16 protein-coding genes and 1 riboswitch are annotated in these 17,576 nt (G+C 67.4%); of the genes, 6 read left to right on the forward strand and 10 right to left on the reverse strand.

Annotated features, from left to right (window positions below):
- Nucleotides 1-4 precede the first annotated feature (4 nt).
- On the reverse strand, nt 5-367 hold the full coding sequence (locus tag JKF87_RS15330; protein WP_201100758.1) for a DUF423 domain-containing protein: 363 nt from the start codon (nt 365-367) through the stop codon (nt 5-7).
- A 47-nt stretch (nt 368-414) separates the two neighbouring features.
- Between JKF87_RS15330 and JKF87_RS15335 the strand changes: the two genes are divergently transcribed.
- Nucleotides 415-1,584, forward strand: a complete 1,170-nt coding sequence (locus JKF87_RS15335; protein ID WP_201100759.1) for an MFS transporter — start codon at nt 415-417, stop codon at nt 1,582-1,584.
- A 3-nt stretch (nt 1,585-1,587) separates the two neighbouring features.
- Here the strand turns inward: JKF87_RS15335 and JKF87_RS15340 are convergent, their stop codons facing one another.
- The 3 genes from JKF87_RS15340 to JKF87_RS15350 all read right to left on the reverse strand — a co-directional run bounded on the left by JKF87_RS15340 (nt 1,588) and on the right by JKF87_RS15350 (nt 5,164).
- Complete coding sequence (locus JKF87_RS15340; protein ID WP_201100760.1) at nt 1,588-2,163, reverse strand: C15 family peptidase; 576 nt, start codon at nt 2,161-2,163, stop codon at nt 1,588-1,590.
- 76 nt (nt 2,164-2,239) lie between these two features.
- A complete protein-coding gene (locus JKF87_RS15345) occupies nt 2,240-4,876 on the reverse strand; it encodes a coiled-coil domain-containing protein (RefSeq protein WP_201100761.1) in 2,637 nt (878 codons plus the stop codon).
- Nucleotides 4,877-4,981: 105 nt separating this feature from the next.
- Entirely contained in the window at nt 4,982-5,164 is a 183-nt protein-coding gene (locus tag JKF87_RS15350; RefSeq protein WP_201100762.1) for a hypothetical protein, read from the reverse strand.
- 164 nt (nt 5,165-5,328) lie between these two features.
- Here JKF87_RS15350 and JKF87_RS15355 point away from each other — a divergent pair, with 164 nt between their 5' ends.
- Nucleotides 5,329-6,804 (forward strand): phospholipase D-like domain-containing protein, encoded by a 1,476-nt coding sequence (locus JKF87_RS15355; RefSeq protein WP_201100763.1) that lies wholly within the window; start codon nt 5,329-5,331, stop codon nt 6,802-6,804.
- Here JKF87_RS15355 and JKF87_RS15360 read toward each other — a convergent pair.
- The 5 genes from JKF87_RS15360 to JKF87_RS15380 form a co-directional block, all read right to left on the reverse strand.
- Nucleotides 6,789-7,526 (reverse strand): endonuclease/exonuclease/phosphatase family protein, encoded by a 738-nt coding sequence (locus JKF87_RS15360; RefSeq protein WP_201100764.1) that lies wholly within the window; start codon nt 7,524-7,526, stop codon nt 6,789-6,791. The two genes, JKF87_RS15355 and JKF87_RS15360, sit on opposite strands and share 16 nt — an antisense overlap.
- Nucleotides 7,527-7,592: 66 nt before the next feature.
- Nucleotides 7,593-8,279 carry a TPM domain-containing protein gene (locus tag JKF87_RS15365; protein WP_236261431.1) on the reverse strand — a complete coding sequence of 229 codons (687 nt, stop codon included), beginning with the start codon at nt 8,277-8,279 and terminating at the stop codon, nt 7,593-7,595.
- Nucleotides 8,279-9,064: a TPM domain-containing protein gene (locus JKF87_RS15370; protein ID WP_201100812.1), complete on the reverse strand. Its 786-nt coding sequence runs from the start codon at nt 9,062-9,064 to the stop codon at nt 8,279-8,281. The genes JKF87_RS15365 and JKF87_RS15370 overlap by 1 nt, the downstream gene beginning before the upstream one ends.
- A 73-nt stretch (nt 9,065-9,137) precedes the next feature.
- Nucleotides 9,138-9,824, reverse strand: coding sequence for a LemA family protein (locus JKF87_RS15375; RefSeq protein ID WP_201100766.1), 687 nt, complete (start codon nt 9,822-9,824; stop codon nt 9,138-9,140).
- 59 nt (nt 9,825-9,883) lie between these two features.
- Complete coding sequence (locus tag JKF87_RS15380; RefSeq protein WP_201100767.1) at nt 9,884-10,807, reverse strand: bifunctional methylenetetrahydrofolate dehydrogenase/methenyltetrahydrofolate cyclohydrolase; 924 nt, start codon at nt 10,805-10,807, stop codon at nt 9,884-9,886.
- Nucleotides 10,808-10,901: 94 nt separating this feature from the next.
- Between JKF87_RS15380 and JKF87_RS15385 the strand changes: the two genes are divergently transcribed.
- From JKF87_RS15385 to JKF87_RS15400, 4 genes are all read left to right on the forward strand, one after another.
- On the forward strand, nt 10,902-12,767 hold the full coding sequence (locus JKF87_RS15385; RefSeq protein ID WP_201100768.1) for a PPC domain-containing protein: 1,866 nt from the start codon (nt 10,902-10,904) through the stop codon (nt 12,765-12,767).
- A 20-nt stretch (nt 12,768-12,787) separates the two neighbouring features.
- Nucleotides 12,788-13,819, forward strand: a complete 1,032-nt coding sequence (gene fni / locus JKF87_RS15390; protein WP_201100769.1) for a type 2 isopentenyl-diphosphate Delta-isomerase — start codon at nt 12,788-12,790, stop codon at nt 13,817-13,819.
- A gap of 111 nt (nt 13,820-13,930) precedes the next feature.
- A complete protein-coding gene (locus JKF87_RS15395) occupies nt 13,931-15,238 on the forward strand; it encodes a cation:proton antiporter (protein WP_236261433.1) in 1,308 nt (435 codons plus the stop codon).
- A 51-nt stretch (nt 15,239-15,289) separates the two neighbouring features.
- A riboswitch (yybP-ykoY riboswitch) is annotated at nt 15,290-15,455 on the forward strand.
- 4 nt (nt 15,456-15,459) lie between these two features.
- Entirely contained in the window at nt 15,460-16,032 is a 573-nt protein-coding gene (locus JKF87_RS15400; protein WP_201100770.1) for a manganese efflux pump MntP, read from the forward strand.
- An 8-nt stretch (nt 16,033-16,040) separates the two neighbouring features.
- Here the strand turns inward: JKF87_RS15400 and hutH are convergent, their stop codons facing one another.
- Nucleotides 16,041-17,573 (reverse strand): histidine ammonia-lyase, encoded by a 1,533-nt coding sequence (gene hutH / locus JKF87_RS15405; RefSeq protein WP_201100771.1) that lies wholly within the window; start codon nt 17,571-17,573, stop codon nt 16,041-16,043.
- Nucleotides 17,574-17,576 lie beyond the last annotated feature (3 nt).

Genomic DNA, 17,576 nt, shown 5'->3' on the forward strand with positions numbered 1-17,576 from the left:
AAAATCACTTATCGGATCGGAATGCCGCAAAGGCGACGCAAAGCCAACCTGCGATCATCAGCACGCCGCCGATGGGGGTGATGGCGCCCAGAACCGGCAGGCTGAGAACACCCAGCGCGGCCAGAGACAGGCTGAAAATCAGGCCCCCGACTGAGCCCAGCCAGCCCGCTGTCCGCGCCAGTCGGCCGCCACCCGTCCACAGAGCGCAGCCGAAGCCGAAGACGGCGTGGACCAGTTGATAGTGCGTGCCGGTGGTCAGCAGGGTCTTTAACTGCGGCTCGGCCCCGTGAGCCGCGAAGGCGCCCAGAGCGACGGCGAGCGCCCCGTTCAGGACGGCGAATAAAATCAGGCTGCGAGTCGGATTCATGCGATGAGCCTAGCCTGACGAATCCGCGAAGTCTGCTATGCGGCGTCATGTCCCCATCAGCCCGTTCCCGCGTCGCCCTTCAGTACGCCCTGATGTTCATCGGCACCGGGGTCAGCCTGCCTTACGCCGGGCTGTGGATGCGGTCGCAGGGGCTGAGCGGGGCCGAGATCGGGGTCATTCTGGCCGCCCCCATGTTGGCGCGTCTGGTCACGGGTCCGGCTATCGCGGTCTGGGCCGACGGGTTCCGATATCGTCGCACGCCCATCGCTCTGCTGGCCGCCATGTCGGCCCTTGCCTATGGGACGGCGGGCCTGGTCGATGGGTTCGCCGCCTGGGCCGTCACCTGGTTCATCGCCGCGACCGGGGCGGCGGCCATCATTCCGCTGACGGACGTGTTGAACCTGCGGCTGTCGCGCAAGGAGGGCTTCGCCTTTGCAGTGCCGCGCGGGTTCGGCTCTGCGGCCTTCTTCGTCACCAATATCGTCGTCGGCTTCATCGTGCGCGCGACGGGCGCCGAGGTGGTCATCATCGGGGTGACCTTGGCCTGCGCCGGAATCGCCCTTGCGGCCTGGCGGGTGCTGCCGCCCGAGCCGGTGCATGACGGGGCGCCTGTGCTGGGCTGGGACCGGTTCCGCGGCATGGGCCGACTGTTGAAGAACCCGGCGGTCGTGACGGCCATTCTGGCCATCGGTCTGGTTCAGGCCGCGCACGGTTTCTACTACGGCTTCTCCGCCATCCTGTGGCGCGCGCAAGGGGTCGAGGCCGACATGACGGGCCTGTTGTGGGCCTTCGCCGTGGTGGTCGAGATCAGCTTTATGTGGGTGATCGACCCGTGGCGCCGTCGGCGCGGCATCGGTCCCTGGCCCATATTGATGATCGCCTCGGGCGCGGCGGTGGTGCGTTGGGCCTTCATGTCCGTGTCGCCGCCCCTGTGGGCGCTGTGGCCGTTGCAGGCGCTGCACGCCCTGAGCTTCGCCGCCAATTTCCTGGCCGGTGTCGAAGTGATCGAGAAGCTGGTCCCGCGCGACAGCCAGACCGCGGCCCAGACCCTGAACTCCATGCTGTCGGCCGGGGTGCTGATGGGCCTGGCGACCCTGGCCAGCGGGCCGCTGTACGACGCCTTCGGCGCGGGCGGCTATCTGGCCATGACCGGAATGGCGGCGGTCAGCCTGTTGGCCAATCTGCTGCTGCGGCCGGTGCTGAGCCGGACCGCCTGATCCCTACAGGTGGCTGGCGATGGCGTTGGCGGCGGCTTTGACGCCTTTGCGGATCAGGGCTTCGTCGGCGGGCAGGGGCGCGCGAAGCAGGCCGATGGCGGGGGTGTGGGGCCCCTCGGGCAGTTCCGACAGCACGCGGTAGAGCAGGTACGAGCCGATGTCGTCCTCGGCTTCGGAAGAAGCATCGACCGATAGGCCCGCCGCGTTCAGGGCCCGCACGATGTCGGCGACGGGGGCGGTGGTGCGGGCGACGCCGGGGCCGGTCAGGGTTTGGCGGTTCTTGTGGGTCAGGTCCCGGTTCTCAGCCCGCATCTGCACGCGAAAGCCCCCGGATTTGTGGTTTCGTCCGACCAGCAGGACGGCGCGGCAATCGCCGCTCTGCAGATGGGCGCTCAGGGTCGAAGCCAGAGATTCTGGGTCTGCTGCTGTGACGGCAACCGTGCGGGCGCCGGTCGGGCTCCACGGCTGGCCGGAAAGGTCCTCGACCAGATCCCAGCCCTGATCATCGACATCATAGGCGCAGATGGCGATGCCGGGGCGTCGATCCGTGCGTCGGGCGCTGTCGCTGGAGGAGGTCATGCTGGCCATTCTAGCGTTACTCGTCACGGTTTCGTGACGACGTCAGGAGGAGGGAAGTTCGGCGTGACGTCAAGCTTTAACCCAGGTCGCCGACCGCCGCATCCAACAGCATGAAGGCGCGGCCGCCGTCGGAGGTCAGGCGGGTCTGCACCCCGGCGCCGTCCCCGGCGCGGGCTACAGCCGACAACTCCTTGCCGAAGCTGCGGACATAGTGTTCGGCGTCGCTGCGCAGTTCGGCGTCGTTCATCACGCGGCGCGACACGCTGCGCACAGCGGCAGGGGCCACGCGGCGGACGATATGGCGAGCGGCGTCGGCGTCCCCCTTGCTGATGGCGCGGGCCGCTTCTTCGACGCGCGAGCGGGGCAGAAGCGCGTTGGGATCGACGCCCATACGGCGGATGGCGGCGGTGACGCGGTCGGCCAGAGCGGCGGCGTCGGCGCGGGGCAGGGCGGGCGTGTCCAGGTCGAGCGGCGCCTCAGACGGCTCGTCGCGCGACACCAGGTCATTCCAGTCCAGACGTTCGGTGACGGGCGCGCGGACCGGCTCGGACGGCTCCAGACGCAGGCGACCGCGAAGCGCGGTGCTGCGATCATCTGCGCGGTCTTCGACCGGCGCGCGTTGTGGACGGGCGGCGCGGGCGTCCGGCTCAGGCGGGGCTTCACGGCGGCGAGGGGCGACCGGCGCATCGCCGGAGACGACGCCCATCAGGCGCACGGCCTCGGTCAGCATGTCGTAGTTGCGACGCACGCGTTCCTGGAAGCCGACATCCAGGGCCTCGGTGTCTTCGGCGGCCTTGCGCGAGGCGGCGGACAGAGAGGCCAGGCCTTCCTCGACCGAGGCGCGGACGGCCTCGACCCGGGCGCGGGCCAGTTCGGGCAGGCGGGCCGCGCGTTCGTCCACGTCGGCGACGGCGGTGTCGATCTCGGACAGGGCCGAGTTCAGTCGGGTAAGCAGGCCTTCCAGACGCTGGATGGCGCGGTCGCCTGTCTGTTCGACCAGTCCGGCGCTTTCGCTGACGATGCGGCGGGCGTCGTCGATGCGGGCGTCGGCGGCCTGATCGGCCTTCTGGGCCGCGTCGAACAGGGCCTCGCCCAGGCGGTCGGCCCGCAGACGGGCCTGTTCGGCGGCGTCGGCGGCGGCGGCGCGGGAATCCTCGGCTGTGGCGCGCATCTGCTCCAGGGCGCGGCGGGTTTCCTCCATCAGGGTGTCGCGGGCTTCGGCGGCCAGGGTTTCGAACCGATCCAGCGACACCTTGGTGGCGGCGTCGAAGCCGTCGGCCTCGCGCTGAGACATGTCCACCAGGGCGCGGAACTGATCCGTGGCGGCCTCGACCAGATCGCGCAGGGTCTCGCTGGACGCCTGAGAGGCCTGACCCAGATCAGAGGCTGCGGTGCGGGTGGCCGACAACTGCTCCAGAATCTGGGCGCGCTGGCTTTCGACCTGGGCGGAGAAGTCTTCCTGATCGGTGCGCAGCTGATAGGCGGCGGTGACCAGGGCGGCGCGCTGCTGGCCCAGGCCCTCTTCGACCGACTGAATCTGTTCGGCGACGCCGGAGCCGGCGTTCTCCAGCCGGATGGTCTGGCGGGCCAGGTCTTCGGCGGCGACGCGGGCGGCGTCCTGAGCTTCTCCGGCGGCCGCGGCCAGGTCAGCGGCGCGGGCGGCCAGGGCCGCCTCGGCTTCGCGCAACTGCGCCTGCGCCAGATCGGAGGCGTCGGCGACCATGCGCGACTGGCGCTCGACCGCGACGATCACGCCTTCCGATTGGCTGTCCAGATGGACGCCCAGCTTGGTCATTTCCTCGCGCTCGCGGCCCAGGCCTTCGGCCAGACGACGGGCGGTGCGGCTGGCGTTCTCGGCGGCCTCGTTCAGGCGCGTGGTCTCCTGCGCCAGGGCTTCACGCAGCAGGGCCATGTCATTGCGCGCGCGCTCGGCGGCAAGCGCCGCATGGTCGATGTCGGCGCGCAGCGAATGCAGAACCTCGCCGGTCTGACGGGCGGCCAGGGCGGTCGGGGCGACTAGGGCCTCGGCCAGGTCACGCGCGCGTTTGGTTTCGGCGGCCAGACCTGCGCCTTGACGCACGGCATGAGCCAGCATGATCGCCAGACCGGCCGGAGCCAGGGCGATCAGGGCGTAGATGGCGATGCGCAGGCCATCCAGCTCGGCTCCGCCTGCGCCGAACTCATAGGCTGCCCACGAGGCGACGCCGCCGATCCAGAGGGTCGAGGCGACCCCGGCGATCAGATAGGCGTGACGGCCCGACGGCATGTCCTGGCGCTGGGCTGCGGTCGTCTTCACAGCCGGGGCGGTGGATTTCTTGATCGGAGCGGGCGGGCCGCCGGCCGCCACGGCCATCTCGACGGCGGCGCTCGGCGCGGTGGCTGATTCTGCGGCTGCGACGGAATCAGAATGAGGGGCGATGTCGAAGCTCTGGTTTTCAGCCGTCTTGGCCGCTACAGCCGCCGCCACGCGTTCTTCGGCCTGGCGCTGTTCCTCCAGCAGGCGTCGGCGGCGACGTTCGGACATCGGGCGCTCCAGAACCGGCTCAGACGGGCGTTCAGCCTCTGTCACGGGCTCTTCGACGATGTCCGTGTCATGCTGGGTCGCAGCGTCGGCATTCTCTGCAGGCGTTTCGACAGCCTCAAGGGTCTCGACCGGCTCAACAGGCGCTTCGTCGTTGGTCAGTTTCAGAGGCGGCCTGTTCCGGGATTTCATCAGCGGTCGATCTCGATCCAAATCGCGTGGCGCGCGAAAACTCGCCGATTACCCTAGCGAGTCAAAGCCCAAGGTCAAAGCAATCCGCAGAGGAAGCGGTCGCGATCAACAGTCTCTTTTGGCGTCGACGACCAGGGCGCTGGACGGAGGGGCGACATTGCAGTCCGTGGTGCGGTGAACTTCGCGGTCGATCTGGCGCGGAGAATGGATCTCCACCCCGAATTGCGACAGGACGGCAGCGGCCAGGAACGCAATCAAGCCGGCGATAAGTTCGACCAGCGCCTGCATTTCCCGTGACCTCCCTAGCCTGAATGGCCGCCTTCATTATGCTTCATATCAACGAACGTCACAATCCCGTCCCCTAAAGATTGACCCGAGGCTGTCCGCATGAAAACGAAAGGGACAGACGCCGCCTCGCTAACGACGTCACGCGAATCAGACAGACAGGCTGCATGACCACCGACGGCCACAGCTATGAAGGCAGCCTGCTGACGCCGGGGCCGGGGATCTGGCGCACCGAGGTGGCGCATCGGTTTTCTGTCCTGATGGAGAACGAGGCCTATTTCGACGCCCTGGCGTCGTCGATTCACAAGGCCGAGCGGTCGATTGTCGTCCTGGGCTGGCAGTTCGACCCGCGCACCCATCTGGACCCGGAGACACGCCCTGGCGACAAGGCCGCCGAGATCGGACGGCAGCTGCGTATGCTGGTCAAGAAGAAGCCTGATCTGGACGTGCGTCTGCTGATCTGGAAGTCGCCGCTGTTGATCGCCGCGTCGCAGGGTTTCTATCCGCATCGGGCGCAGCGGTGGTTCCGCAAGCGGATGGTCGAGTTCCGCATGGATTCGCCCGGTCCCATCGGCGCCTGCCACCATCAGAAGGTCATCGTCATCGACGACAGGATCGCCTTTGTCGGCGGCGGTGACATATCGACCGACCGCTGGGATTCAGAAGAGCATCTGGATCGCGACCCGCGTCGCGCCCTGCCCAACGGCGCCATCTGTAAGGCGCGGCACGAGATGATGAGCGTGTTCGACGGTCCGGCCGCGCGGGTGCTGGGCGATCTGGCGCGCGAACGCTGGTTCCGAGCGACCTGGGAGCGGACGGTCGCCGACGACGTGGCCTCTGATCCGTGGCCGGACAATGTGCCGGTCCACATGACCGATGTGCCGGTCGGCGTCGCCCGCACCGAGCCTAAATGGGCCGGACGGCACGAGGTGCGCGAGAACGAAGCCCTGCACCTGGAGGCGATCCGTCGCGCCAAGCGTCTGATCTACATGGAGAACCAGTATTTCACCTCGCCCGTGATCGCCGCCGCCCTGGCTGCGCGTCTGGCTGAGGAGGACGGGCCGGAGGTGGTGCTGATCACGACCGCCAAGAGCCCCAGCTGGTTCGACAGCCTGACGATGGACACGGCGCGCGCCGAGGTGCTGTACCGGCTGGAAAGCGCCGACCGATATAATCGCTTCTTCGCCTTTGCGCCGCTGACTGAGAACGGCGACCGGATCATTGTTCACGCCAAGTCGACCATCATCGACGACCGGCTGCTGCGTATCGGGTCGACCAACCTGAACAACCGCTCGATGGGGTTGGACACCGAGTGCGACATCGCCGTCGAGCCGACCGATGCGGCAGGGCTGGGCGTCATCACCGCCCACCGTCATCACACCATCAGCCACTGGATCGGCATCGGCGCCGACGACTATGCGGCGGTCGAGGCGGTCATGGGCTCGGTCGGCGCCGCCATATCCAGTTTCAAAAGCCCGCGCCTGCATCTGCTGGGGCATGACCAGCCCACGCGTCTGCAGCAGTTGTTTGCGGAATGGCAGTTGGGAGACCCGATCTCTTCGTCGGATGCATGGCGGCCGTGGAAGCGGCTGGCCCATGCGCGGCGGCCCGAACCCCTGCCGAGGGCTCAAACGCCGGACTGAACCACGTCGAAATCAATGATCAGCGGCAGGTGATCCGACGCCACGCGCGCCAGCGGCGAATAGTCGGCGCGCACCGAGCGGATACGGATTTCCGGGCTGACGAAACAGTGGTCGATGCGGATGGCGGGGAAGCCGGACGGGAAGGTCTTGATCGACGGCTTCAGCTTCAGCTGCCGCTGGCAGTCCTCCAGCTTGCGGCACAGGGTCTGATAGGGACGGGTGATCGAGGTGGCGTTGAAGTCGCCCGCCAGCAGGGTCGGCCCCGTGCAGCCGCCCAGCCAGGTCGCACTGGTCAGGGCGGCGGCCTGCAGCCTCTGCTCCTTGGGCACCAGGCCCAGGTGGGTGTTGAAGACATTGACCGCCACGCCGTCGATGGTGATCTGGGACCAGATGGCGCCGCGAGGCTCAAGCCCTGGAATGCCGCGAACCGAAGGCAGGGAGTCGGCGCGGATCAGTCTCTCCGGGTGCGGCGTCATGATGGCGTCGCCATACAGTTCGGCCTCGACCTGCATCGCCGGATGGAAGCGCGACGTCATGGACAGGCCCTCAGCGATCCGTTCGGCCTGATCCACCTTGCCGGTGCGGGCGCGGCCCACATCCAGTTCCTGCAGGCAGACGATGTCCGGCTCGTGCTCGCCGATCACCGCGACAATGCGGTCGACATCCAGCCGCTTGTCGGTGCCGACGCAGCGATGGACGTTGTAAGTCAGAAGACGAGGCATGAATTAGGTGAACCGAGCGGCGAAGAACTGGTCTTTTCGGCGCAGAATGCGACCGGGTTGCGACAGTCAGAGCAGGATCAGGTGATCCGGCAGTTCGTTGGGGTTGTCCGGGCGCGGCGGGAAGTGCTGGGCCAGCACCTGTCCGCACAGGGCGATGGCCGCCTCGAACCCAGCGGCTGGGCGGGCTGCGCCGATCTCTCGCAACAGGGCGGCGACCGCGTCGGCCCAGTGATCGGCGGCGACGACGGCGTGGATGGCCTCATCGGCGATCAGTTCGACCTGATGCTCTTCCAGCGCGGCGAAGATCAGCACGCCCGTGCGTTCGCGGGTGACGTGGACGCCGTGGGCCAGGAACTGCTGCAGGGCGGCGCGGCGCACGCGGTCGCGGCGCACATTGCGGGGCGTGGCCCATCGCCGGATTGTCGGAATACGGGTCAGCAGAAAGACCAGAACGAACACCACAGCCTGAACCATGGCGTAAGCCCCCAGGGCATGGGCGACGTCCTGCGGCCCGCCGTTGACGTGGGCCGCCTCCCAACCGCCGCCGAACTGCGGCAGCCAGCCGGGACCGAAGCCCAGCGGGATCAGCCCCATTGGCAGGATCAGCGCTGCAGCCGCCGCCCAGCCCAGGCTGACGTCGATGTAGGACGACACTCGCCGCGACACGACGCAGAAGATTTCGCCTGACGTGGCGGCTTCGGCCGCCGCGATGGCGCTGGCGATCCGGGTTTGGTCCTCAGCGGAGAAATGCATCACCATCCTCCTGAGGCGCCGCCGCCGCCGAATGAGCCGCCGCCGCCGCCAAATCCGCCGCCGCCTCCACCGAAGCCTCCGCCTCCGCCGCCCCAACCGCCGCCGCGATCATTGCGGTCAGAATTGCGCAGGGCCTCTGACGCCGCCCACAGGAGGATGGAGCCGAATCCGTCTCGGCCCGTGCGACGGCCACGTCCGGCGGCGCGAACGCCGTTGATGAAGATGAACAGGAAGATCAGCACGACAAAGATGATCGGCCCCACCGGCACGTCGACCTTGGCCTGCTCCTCGGCGATGGCGGCGGCCCGGGCCTGGGCCTCGGCGGGATCGAGCGACAGCTGGCCGATGATGGCGTCCACGCCCTTGACCACGCCTGTCTGATAATCGCCGCTGCGGAACGACGGCAGGATGTCTTTCTGGATGACCGAACTGGAAAAGGCGTCTGTCAGGATCGGCTCAAGCCCATAGCCGACCTCGACACGAACCTTCTTCTCATTCGGCGCGATGATCAGCAGGGCGCCGTTGTTGGTCTGTTTCTGGCCGATGCCCCAGGCCCGGCCCAGCTGGTAGCCGTAGTCCCCGATCTCATAGCCCTGCAGGCTGTTGACGGTGACCACTACAAGCTGATCGCTGGACTTGGTCTCCAGCGTCGCCAGCTTCTCGGTCAGGGCCTGTTCAGTGGCGGGGTCCAGCAGATTGGCCTGATCCACCACCCGGCCTGTCAGGGCAGGGAAGGTCGGCTTGCTCTGTGCCATCGACGGCAGAGCGAACAACAGCGCCGCCATCAGGCCCAGAAGAAGGGCCGCGACGCCGGTCAGGCGTCGCGCCGGGGCTAGAGTTCGGGTCAAGCGCGTTGCATCACTGGGCCGGAGGCGTCGCGCCCGGCGTCACCGGCGCTGCGTTTCCGCCCGGCGCCGCAGAGGCGTTCGACGGCGGGGCGCCCAGGTTGAAGTTCACCGACGGCGCGGCCTGAGCCTCGGCCGTGGCGGTGAACAGCTGCATGGGCTTGGAGCCGGACTGGATGGTCTTGGCCCAGATCACGCTGGGGAAGGTCCGAAGGGTCGTGTTGTAGTCGCGGACCGCCTCGTTGTAGTCGCGCCGCGCGATCTGGATGCGGTTTTCGGTGCCTTCCAACTGCGACTGCAGGGTCAGGAAGTTCTGATTGGCCTGAAGCTGGGGATAGGCCTCGACCGTGACCAGCAGGCGCGACAGGGCGCCCGACAACTGGCCCTGCGCAGCCTGATACTGCTGGAAGGCGGCGGGGTCGCTCAGGCTGTCCGCCGAAACATTGACCGAGGTGGCGCGGGCGCGGGCGTTGATCACGTCCGTCAGGGTCGTGCGTTCCTGAATGGCGGCGCCCTGGACCGTGGCGACCAGATTCGGAACCAGATCGGCGCGGCGTTGATACTGGCTCTGGACATCGGCCCAGGCGGCCTGGGCGCGCTCTTCCTTGGTCGGAATCGTATTGTAGCCGCAGCCGGCGACGACCGGCGTGATCAGGAGCGCCGTCGTGAACGTGAGCGCGCGGGCGTTGAGGCGGACCATGACATCTCCCTGTCGGCGCTATCGCCGTTGGGCGACTATTCACCCGCCGCCTTAATGCATCAAGCGTCCAGTGGCTCCGGTTGAATATTGTTCGCGCGGCAGGCGGCGGAATAGGTGTTGGCCAACAGGCAGGCGATGGTCATGGGGCCGACGCCGCCGGGGACGGGGGTGATGCGTCCGGCGACCTCGACGGCCTCCTTGAACGCCACGTCGCCGACCACGCGGGTCTTGCCCTCGGCGGCCTTGATCGGGTCGGCGGACGGCACGCGGTTGATGCCCACGTCGATGACGGTCGCGCCCGGCTTGATCCAGTCGCCCTTGATCATCTCCGGACGGCCGACGGCGGCCACCAGAATGTCGGCGGTGCGGCACAGGGCGGGCAGGTCGCGGGTCTTTGAATGAGCGATGGTCACGGTGCAGCTTTCGCCCAGCAACAGTTGCGCCATCGGCTTGCCGACGATGTTGGAACGGCCGACGATCACGGCGTTCAGGCCGGTCAGATCGCCCAACTGATCCTTCAGCATCATCAGCGAACCCAGGGGCGTGCAGGGCACCATGCCGGGCAGGCCGACCGCTAGGCGTCCCGCGTTCACAACGTGGAAGCCGTCCACATCCTTGTCCGGAGAGATGGCGTCCAGAACCGCAGCGGAATCAATGGCCTTGGGAAGAGGCAGCTGGACCAGAATGCCGTGGATGCCGTCGTCGGCGTTCAGGGTCGCGATCAGGGCCAGAAGTTCGTCCTGTGTCGTGGTGTCGGGCAGGCGGTGCGTGTCGGATCGCATCCCGGCCTTTACGGTCGTTTCGCCCTTGTTGCGCACATACAGCTGACTGGCCGGATCCTCGCCCACGATGACCACGGCCAGGCCCGGTTTGACGCCATGTTCGGCTTCAAGCCTGGCCGCAGCAGCGGCGACGCGATCCACCAGGGCGGCGGAAAAAGCTTTGCCGTCAATCAGGTGCGCGCTGGTGGGCTGTGCCGACATGAGATCACTACCGTGGGAGGAAATTCAGGATGGCGGCGATTTACAGGCGTCTCGGTTCGTCGTCTATGATCGGCCGAACCCTACGGAGGATTTCATGAAGCGTCCGAGCCTTGTTGTCGCTGTCAGCACGCTGGCCCTTGTATTGGCGGCGGGACCGTCACTGGCTCAGGATGCGGCGTCGATACGGATCGGCGGCACGGTGGAGGGGGCGCTGACGTCCAGCGACCGCAAGGCCCCGCGCAACGCCTATGTCTATGACGACTATCGCTTCCAGGCCCGCGCGGGCCAGCCGCTGGAAGCCATTCTGCGCTCCAACGATTTCGACGCCTATCTGGCCCTCTATGCAGAAGGATCCACAACGGCCCTGGTCGAGGATGACGACGGACTGGGCGAAGGCACGGATGCGCGGCTGCGCTACACGCCCGAAACGGACGGCGTTTATATCCTGCGGGCCCGCACCTACAGCGGTCTGGACGGCGGGGATTACCGCCTGTCGCTGACGGAACGCCCACGTGCGCCGCGCGGGCCGCGCCCCACGCCCATCCGACTGGGCGCGACCATCACGGGCGAGCTGACGTCGCGGGATGCCGAGAGCGACGACGGCGGGCGCTACAAGGCCTATTCGTTCCGCGCCGCCGCTGGGGATCGGTTCACGATCACCCAGGATTCCGACGCCTTTGATTCGGTGGTGCTGGTCGGGCGGATGAACGGGCCTGACTTTGTCGAACTGGGCCGCAATGACGACGGCCCCGACGGCGGTCTGAACTCGCGCCTGACCTTCACCGCTCCGGCGGCGGGCGAATACGTCATCCGCGCGACCTCGTTCTCCAGCGGCACGGGCCGGTTCACGGTCGGCCTGGCGGAAGCCCCGCCCGCGCCCCCGTCCAAGCCGATCGCTGTCGGCGACAAGGTCGACGGCACGCTGAACCGCTCCAGCCCGACCAACGACAATGGCCGACGCGTCGAAACCTACCGCTTCACCGGGACCAACGGCCAGCGCATCGCCGCCGACCTGAAGTCCAGCGACTTCGACGCCTATCTGACCCTGCGCCGCGCCTCTGACAACACGATCCTGGCCGAGAATGACGATGGCGGCAGCGGCACGGATTCGCGCCTCGCCCATACGCTGGATGCAGACGGCGACTATATTCTCGAAGCCCGGGCTTTCAGCGCCGACAGCGACGGCAAGTTCACGCTGGAGTTGACCGAGACCGCGCCGCCGCCCCCCCCGACCGAGGCTGTCTTTGGCCAGACCGTCGAGGGCGAACTGAAGGAAGACGGTCCTCAAAGCGACAGCGGAAAGCGCTACACCGACTATGTCTTCACCGGCACGGAGGGCCAGCGCATTCAGGCCGTTCTGCGATCCGGCGACTTCGACGCCTATCTGGAGATCGGGTCAGCGGATGGCGAGTTCAGCGCCGACGTCACGGACGACGACGGACTGGGCGAGGGGACGGACGCGCGCCTGATCTACACCCTGCCGTCGGACGGTCAGTACATCGTGCGCGCCACCTCCTATTCGTCGGACAGCAAGGGTCTGTACTCGCTGGAGCTGTCGGATCGCGGGCCGGAGCCCAAGCCCGGCAGCCTGCTGATCGGCGCCACGGTGCGCGGAACCCTGACGGACAAGGATGAACTGTCGGACGAGGGCGCCTATTATGACGCCTATCGTTTCCAGGCGAAGAAGGACGACAAGCTGCGGATCACCATGGTGTCCAACGCCTTCGATTCCTACATCGACCTGGGCGAGGACGGCGACAGCTTCTCCAGCATCGCTCACGACGACGACGGCCTGTCGGACATGCACGCCCGGCTGGACTGGACCGCCCCCAGCGATGGTTGGTACGTCATCCGCGCCCGCGCCTACGGCCCGAACCAGACGGGGGCCTACGCCCTGACGCTGGAGCGTCAGCCGGTCAGCACGCCGCGGGAAAACGTCCCCGCCGCAAGGGAGCCATGATCCACGTCTAAGCGGCCTGGATGACTGGCTTTCCGTCATCCGGCCGCAAGGACCAGCATCTCGATGTGGTGCTGTCCGGGCGTGGGCGTCATAGGCGCGACGCGGGCTTCGACACCATCCGGTTCGTGCATGAAGCCTTGCCGGATCTTGACCACGACAAGATCGACCTGGGCGCGGATTTCCTGGGGCGGCGTCTGAAAGCGCCCCTGCTGATCAGTTCCATGACAGGCGGGCCCTCGCGCGCCGAGGAGATCAACGCCCGACTGGCCGAGGCGGCCCAGCATCTGGGCATCGCCCTGGCTGTCGGTTCGCAGCGCACGGCCATCGAGGATGCGGCGACCGGCGGCCTGGGCATGGCCCTGCGCAACCGGGCGCCGGACACCTTCATCCTGTCCAACATCGGCGCGGCCCAGCTGACGCGCGGCTTTGGCGTCGATGAAGCGCGCCGTGCGGTCGATATGATCGGCGCAGACGCCCTGATCGTGCATCTGAATCCCCTGCAGGAAGCCTGTCAGCCTGAGGGCGACCGCGACTGGTGGGGCGTTGGCGCGGCGCTGGAGGCGCTGATTCTGAAACTGGATGTCCCGGTGGTGGTCAAGGAGACGGGGGCGGGCCTGTCGGGCCGCACCGCGCGTCGTCTGATGGATATGGGGGCCGCCGCCGTGGACGTGGCGGGCGCGGGGGGCGCCAATTGGGGCCTGATCGAAGGCGAGCGCGCGACCGATCCCATCGACGCGGAACACGCCGCCGCCTTCGCCGACTGGGGCGTTCCGACCGCCCGCGCCATCGTTGATGTGCGCCGCGCCTGCCCAGAAGCGACAGTGATCGGCTCCGGTGGTGTTCGCGACGGTCTGGATGTCGCCAAGGCCATCCGCATCGGCGCCGACATCGTGGGGCAGGCGACCGGCGTGCTTCAGGCCGCGACCCTCTCGACCGAGGCGGTGGTCGGGCATTTCCAGACGATCATGCGTCAACTGCGCACCGTCTGCTTCTGCACCAACTCGGCCAATCTGGCGGCCCTGCGCCGCGCGCCGCTGCAGCCCTTCGACTGACGCTCCCGTGAAGTTCCGGCTGCCGAACGCCTCTTGAGTTTGGCGTCAGTCGGGATAATGCTGGCGAAATGTGATCGTTCTCAAGAGCGGCGCGCCTCGGGGGAGGAACCAATGTCGAATGCTGAAATCAGCGTAGCCTTCTTTCTGCAGATGGCGGTCATCATCGCCGCCTGCCGGGCCGCCGGCTGGTTGGTGAAGACCTATCTGGGCCAGCCCCAGGTCGTCGGTGAAATGATCGCGGGCGTGATCCTGGGCCCGTCGCTGTTCGGCCTTCTGGCCCCCGATCTTCAGGCCATGATCTTCCCCAAGGAGACCAAGTCGGTCCTCTATGTCGGCGCCCAACTGGGCATCGGCCTTTACATGTTCATGGTCGGGCTGGGCTTCCGCTCCGACCATTTCCGCTCCAACGTCCGCAGCGCCGCCGCTGTGTCATTCTCCGGCATGATCGCGCCCTTCCTTGTCGCCATCGCCCTGTCGCCCTGGCTGATGCACATGGGCCTGTTCGGCAAGGGTGTGGACGCCATGCAGGCGACCCTGTTCCTGGGCGCGGCCATCTCCATCACCGCCTTCCCGGTCCTGGCCCGCATCATTCAGGAGCGTGGGCTGGCCAGGACGCCGCTGGGCACAATGACCCTTTCGGCGGGGGCCATCGACGACGCCTGCGCCTGGACGGTTCTGGCGCTGGTTCTGGCCAGCATGGGCGGCGGCTCCGCCGTCGCGGTCAAGGCCATCGTCGGCGGCGGCCTGTTCGCCGGCCTGATGCTGACCATGGGGCCAAAGCTGCTGGCGCCGCTGGCCCGCATGGCCGAGCGTGAGGGCAGGGTCAGCCCGGCCCTGCTGGGCGCTGTGCTGGTGCTGTTCATGCTTTGCGCCTGGGCCATGGATGCGGCAGGGCTGCATTCGGTGTTCGGCGGCTTCATCCTGGGCGCCGCGATGCCGCGCGGTGTCCTGACCCGGGAGTTGAAGCGTCAACTGGAGCCGTTCGCCCTGGTCGTTCTGGTGCCGATGTTCTTCACCTTCTCGGGCTTGAATACGCAACTCACCATGGTCTCCAGCCTGTCGCTGCTGGGCGTGGCGATGGTCATTCTGATCGGCTCCATCCTGGCCAAGGCCGTGGCCTGCTGGGCGGCGGCGCGGGTGACCGGCCATGACAACCCCACCGCCATGGGGATCGGCGTCCTGATGAATGCGCGAGGCATGATGGAGCTGATCATCCTCAACATCGGCTTGCAGAAGGGCATCATCGGCCCGGCCCTGTTCTCGATGCTGGTGCTGATGGCCATTGTGACCACCCTGATGACCTCGCCGGTGTTCGAATGGGTCTATGGCCGCCAGGCGCGTGAGCGGGGCGAACTGGGCGCGCTGGAGGATGACAGCGAACCCGAAACCATCGGCCGCACGCCCGCCGCCGCCAATTAACCCCACGCCCGACGCGGTTGCCAACGCCCCGAGTCTGCGTGTAGGGGACCGCTTCCTGTTGGGGAGTAGCTTCCGGCGCGATTAAGCCGGGATCGGGTCAACACACTCGCGCTTCGGCGCGTGGCGCGATCAGCGGAACCACCGCCTAGCGAGACCAGCGCGTTCCACCGCCGCACCGGCCGGAGTGGAGTGCGTTGCTCTGCGTCCGGTGGAAGTTGCTTATGACCCCAGGAGCCATCGCGATCCTATCCCTCAGCATGTCGACGGACGCCTTCGCCGCCGCCATCGGACGTGGCGCGTCGCATCGCCCCAACTGGATCGACGCTGTGAAGACCGGCCTGGTGTTCGGCGTCATCGAGGGCATCACCCCGCTGATCGGCTGGGCGCTGGGCATTGTGGCGGCGGGGTTTGTCGAACAAATCGACCACTGGATCGCCTTTGGCCTGCTGGGCGCGGTGGGCGGCAAGATGCTCTGGGAGGCGTGCAAGCCGCGTGACGCCGAAGAAGACGCCGCACCGCGCCGCACGGGCCGCTGGGCCCTGATCGCCACCGCCGTCGGCACCAGCATCGACGCCGCCGCCGTCGGCGTGGGGCTGGCCTTCCTGGGCGCGAACATCTGGGTGATCGCCGCCTCGATCGGCTTCACCACCTTCGTCCTGACCACCATCGGCCTGCTGATCGGCCGCGCGGTGGGCGCCAAATTCGGCAAGGCCGCCGAGTTCGTCGGCGGCCTTGCCCTGATCGGTCTTGGAACCATGATCCTGCTGGAGCACCTGGGCGTTCTGGCAGGCTGATTTTTGGCCTAGGCCGAGGGCAGCAGACCCTCGGCGAAGGACCGGTAGCGACCGGCCCGCACCCCGTCCGTCGCGCGGGCGATGTCGGGCGCGAAATAGTGGTCGGACGTATAGGGAGCGGCGGCTTCACGGACGATGGCGAACACCTGCTCCAGTGCGGGCGAACTGGTCAGCGGACGGTGGAACTCGATCCCCTGTGCGGCGGCCAGCAGTTCGATGCCGACCACGGTCGCCGTGTTCTCGGCCATGTCCAGCAGGCGGCGCGCGCCGTGGGTGGCCATCGACACATGGTCTTCCTGATTGGCGCTGGTGGGCACGGTGTCGATGCTGCACGGATGGGCGACCATGCGGTTCTCGGCGATCAGGGCCGCCGCCGTCACCTGGGCGATCATGAAGCCGGAGTTCAGGCCGCTCTCCTTGACCAGGAAGGCGGGCAGTTCGCTCATCTTCGGATCGACCAGGATCGAGGTGCGGCGCTCGGAGATATTGCCGATCTCGCACAGGGCCATGGCGATCTGATCTGCTGCAAAAGCAACGGGTTCTGCGTGGAAGTTACCGCCAGAAATCACGTCGCCGTCTTCGATAAAGACCAGCGGATTGTCGGTCACCGCATTGGCTTCGCGCTCCAGCGTGGCGGCGGCGTTGTTAAGCACGTCCAGGATCGCGCCCATGACCTGGGGCTGGCAGCGCAGGGAATAGGGGTCCTGCACCTTGGCGCAGTCGTCGCGGTGGCTGTCGCGAATGGCCGAGCCGCTGATCAGTTCACGCAGGCGGGCGGCGACGGCGATCTGACCCGGTTGTCCGCGCAGGACGTGGATGCGATGATCGAACGGGGCGTCGGACCCCTTCAGCGCATCGACTGACAGGGCGCCGGCTGCGACGCCGGCGGCGAACACAGCCTCGGCTGCGAACAGTCCGGCCAGCGCCAGCGCGGTCGAGCACTGGGTCCCGTTCAGCAGAGCCAGGCCTTCCTTTGGTCCCAGCGTCAGGGGCGACAGGCCGATGCGCGACAGCGCCGTTTCCGCATCCAGCGTCTCACCGTTCAGCCGCGCTTCGCCCACGCCGATCAGGACGCATGACATATGGGCCAGGGGCGCCAGATCGCCGGACGCCCCGACGGAACCCTTGGACGGTATGCAGGGCAGCACATCTGCATTGACGAGTGAGATCAGAGTTTCCAACGTCTTGCGACGAATTCCTGATGCGCCGCGTGATAGCGATGCGATCTTCAGCACCATCAGCAGGCGCGTCACCGCATCCGGCAGCAGGGTGCCGACGCCGCAGGCGTGGCTGAGCACCAGATTGCGTTGCAGGGTCTCAAGATCTTCGGGCGCGATGGAAGTGTTGGCCAGCAGGCCGAACCCGGTGTTCACGCCATAGACGGTGCGGCCTTCGGCGACGATGGCGGCGACGACCGCCGCGCCCTTGTCCACGTCGGCCCAGGCGTCGGGCGTCAGTTCGACCTTGACGGGACCATCGAGAACGGCCCGCAGTTGGGCCAGGGTCAGTGGCGCGGCGCCGATGGTGAGTGTGTTGGTCATGCG

It is taken from the genome of Brevundimonas nasdae, from assembly GCF_016654005.1.
Lineage (GTDB): Bacteria > Pseudomonadota > Alphaproteobacteria > Caulobacterales > Caulobacteraceae > Brevundimonas > Brevundimonas nasdae.

Excerpts from the sequence above, each read along its gene's own strand:
- JKF87_RS15330 (WP_201100758.1), bottom strand. The coding sequence starts at position 367 with ATGAATCCGACTCGCAGCCTGATTTTATTCGCCGTCCTGAACGGGGCG.
- JKF87_RS15335 (WP_201100759.1), top strand. The coding sequence starts at position 415 with ATGTCCCCATCAGCCCGTTCCCGCGTCGCCCTTCAGTACGCCCTGATG.
- JKF87_RS15340 (WP_201100760.1), bottom strand. The coding sequence starts at position 2,163 with ATGACCTCCTCCAGCGACAGCGCCCGACGCACGGATCGACGCCCCGGC.
- JKF87_RS15345 (WP_201100761.1), bottom strand. The coding sequence starts at position 4,876 with ATGAAATCCCGGAACAGGCCGCCTCTGAAACTGACCAACGACGAAGCG.
- JKF87_RS15350 (WP_201100762.1), bottom strand. The coding sequence starts at position 5,164 with ATGCAGGCGCTGGTCGAACTTATCGCCGGCTTGATTGCGTTCCTGGCC.
- JKF87_RS15355 (WP_201100763.1), top strand. The coding sequence starts at position 5,329 with ATGACCACCGACGGCCACAGCTATGAAGGCAGCCTGCTGACGCCGGGG.
- JKF87_RS15360 (WP_201100764.1), bottom strand. The coding sequence starts at position 7,526 with ATGCCTCGTCTTCTGACTTACAACGTCCATCGCTGCGTCGGCACCGAC.
- JKF87_RS15365 (WP_236261431.1), bottom strand. The coding sequence starts at position 8,279 with ATGCATTTCTCCGCTGAGGACCAAACCCGGATCGCCAGCGCCATCGCG.
- JKF87_RS15370 (WP_201100812.1), bottom strand. The coding sequence starts at position 9,064 with ATGGCGGCGCTGTTGTTCGCTCTGCCGTCGATGGCACAGAGCAAGCCG.
- JKF87_RS15375 (WP_201100766.1), bottom strand. The coding sequence starts at position 9,824 with ATGGTCCGCCTCAACGCCCGCGCGCTCACGTTCACGACGGCGCTCCTG.
- JKF87_RS15380 (WP_201100767.1), bottom strand. The coding sequence starts at position 10,807 with ATGTCGGCACAGCCCACCAGCGCGCACCTGATTGACGGCAAAGCTTTT.
- JKF87_RS15385 (WP_201100768.1), top strand. The coding sequence starts at position 10,902 with ATGAAGCGTCCGAGCCTTGTTGTCGCTGTCAGCACGCTGGCCCTTGTA.
- fni (WP_201100769.1), top strand. The coding sequence starts at position 12,788 with ATGACTGGCTTTCCGTCATCCGGCCGCAAGGACCAGCATCTCGATGTG.
- JKF87_RS15395 (WP_236261433.1), top strand. The coding sequence starts at position 13,931 with ATGTCGAATGCTGAAATCAGCGTAGCCTTCTTTCTGCAGATGGCGGTC.
- JKF87_RS15400 (WP_201100770.1), top strand. The coding sequence starts at position 15,460 with ATGACCCCAGGAGCCATCGCGATCCTATCCCTCAGCATGTCGACGGAC.
- hutH (WP_201100771.1), bottom strand. The coding sequence starts at position 17,573 with ATGACCAACACACTCACCATCGGCGCCGCGCCACTGACCCTGGCCCAA.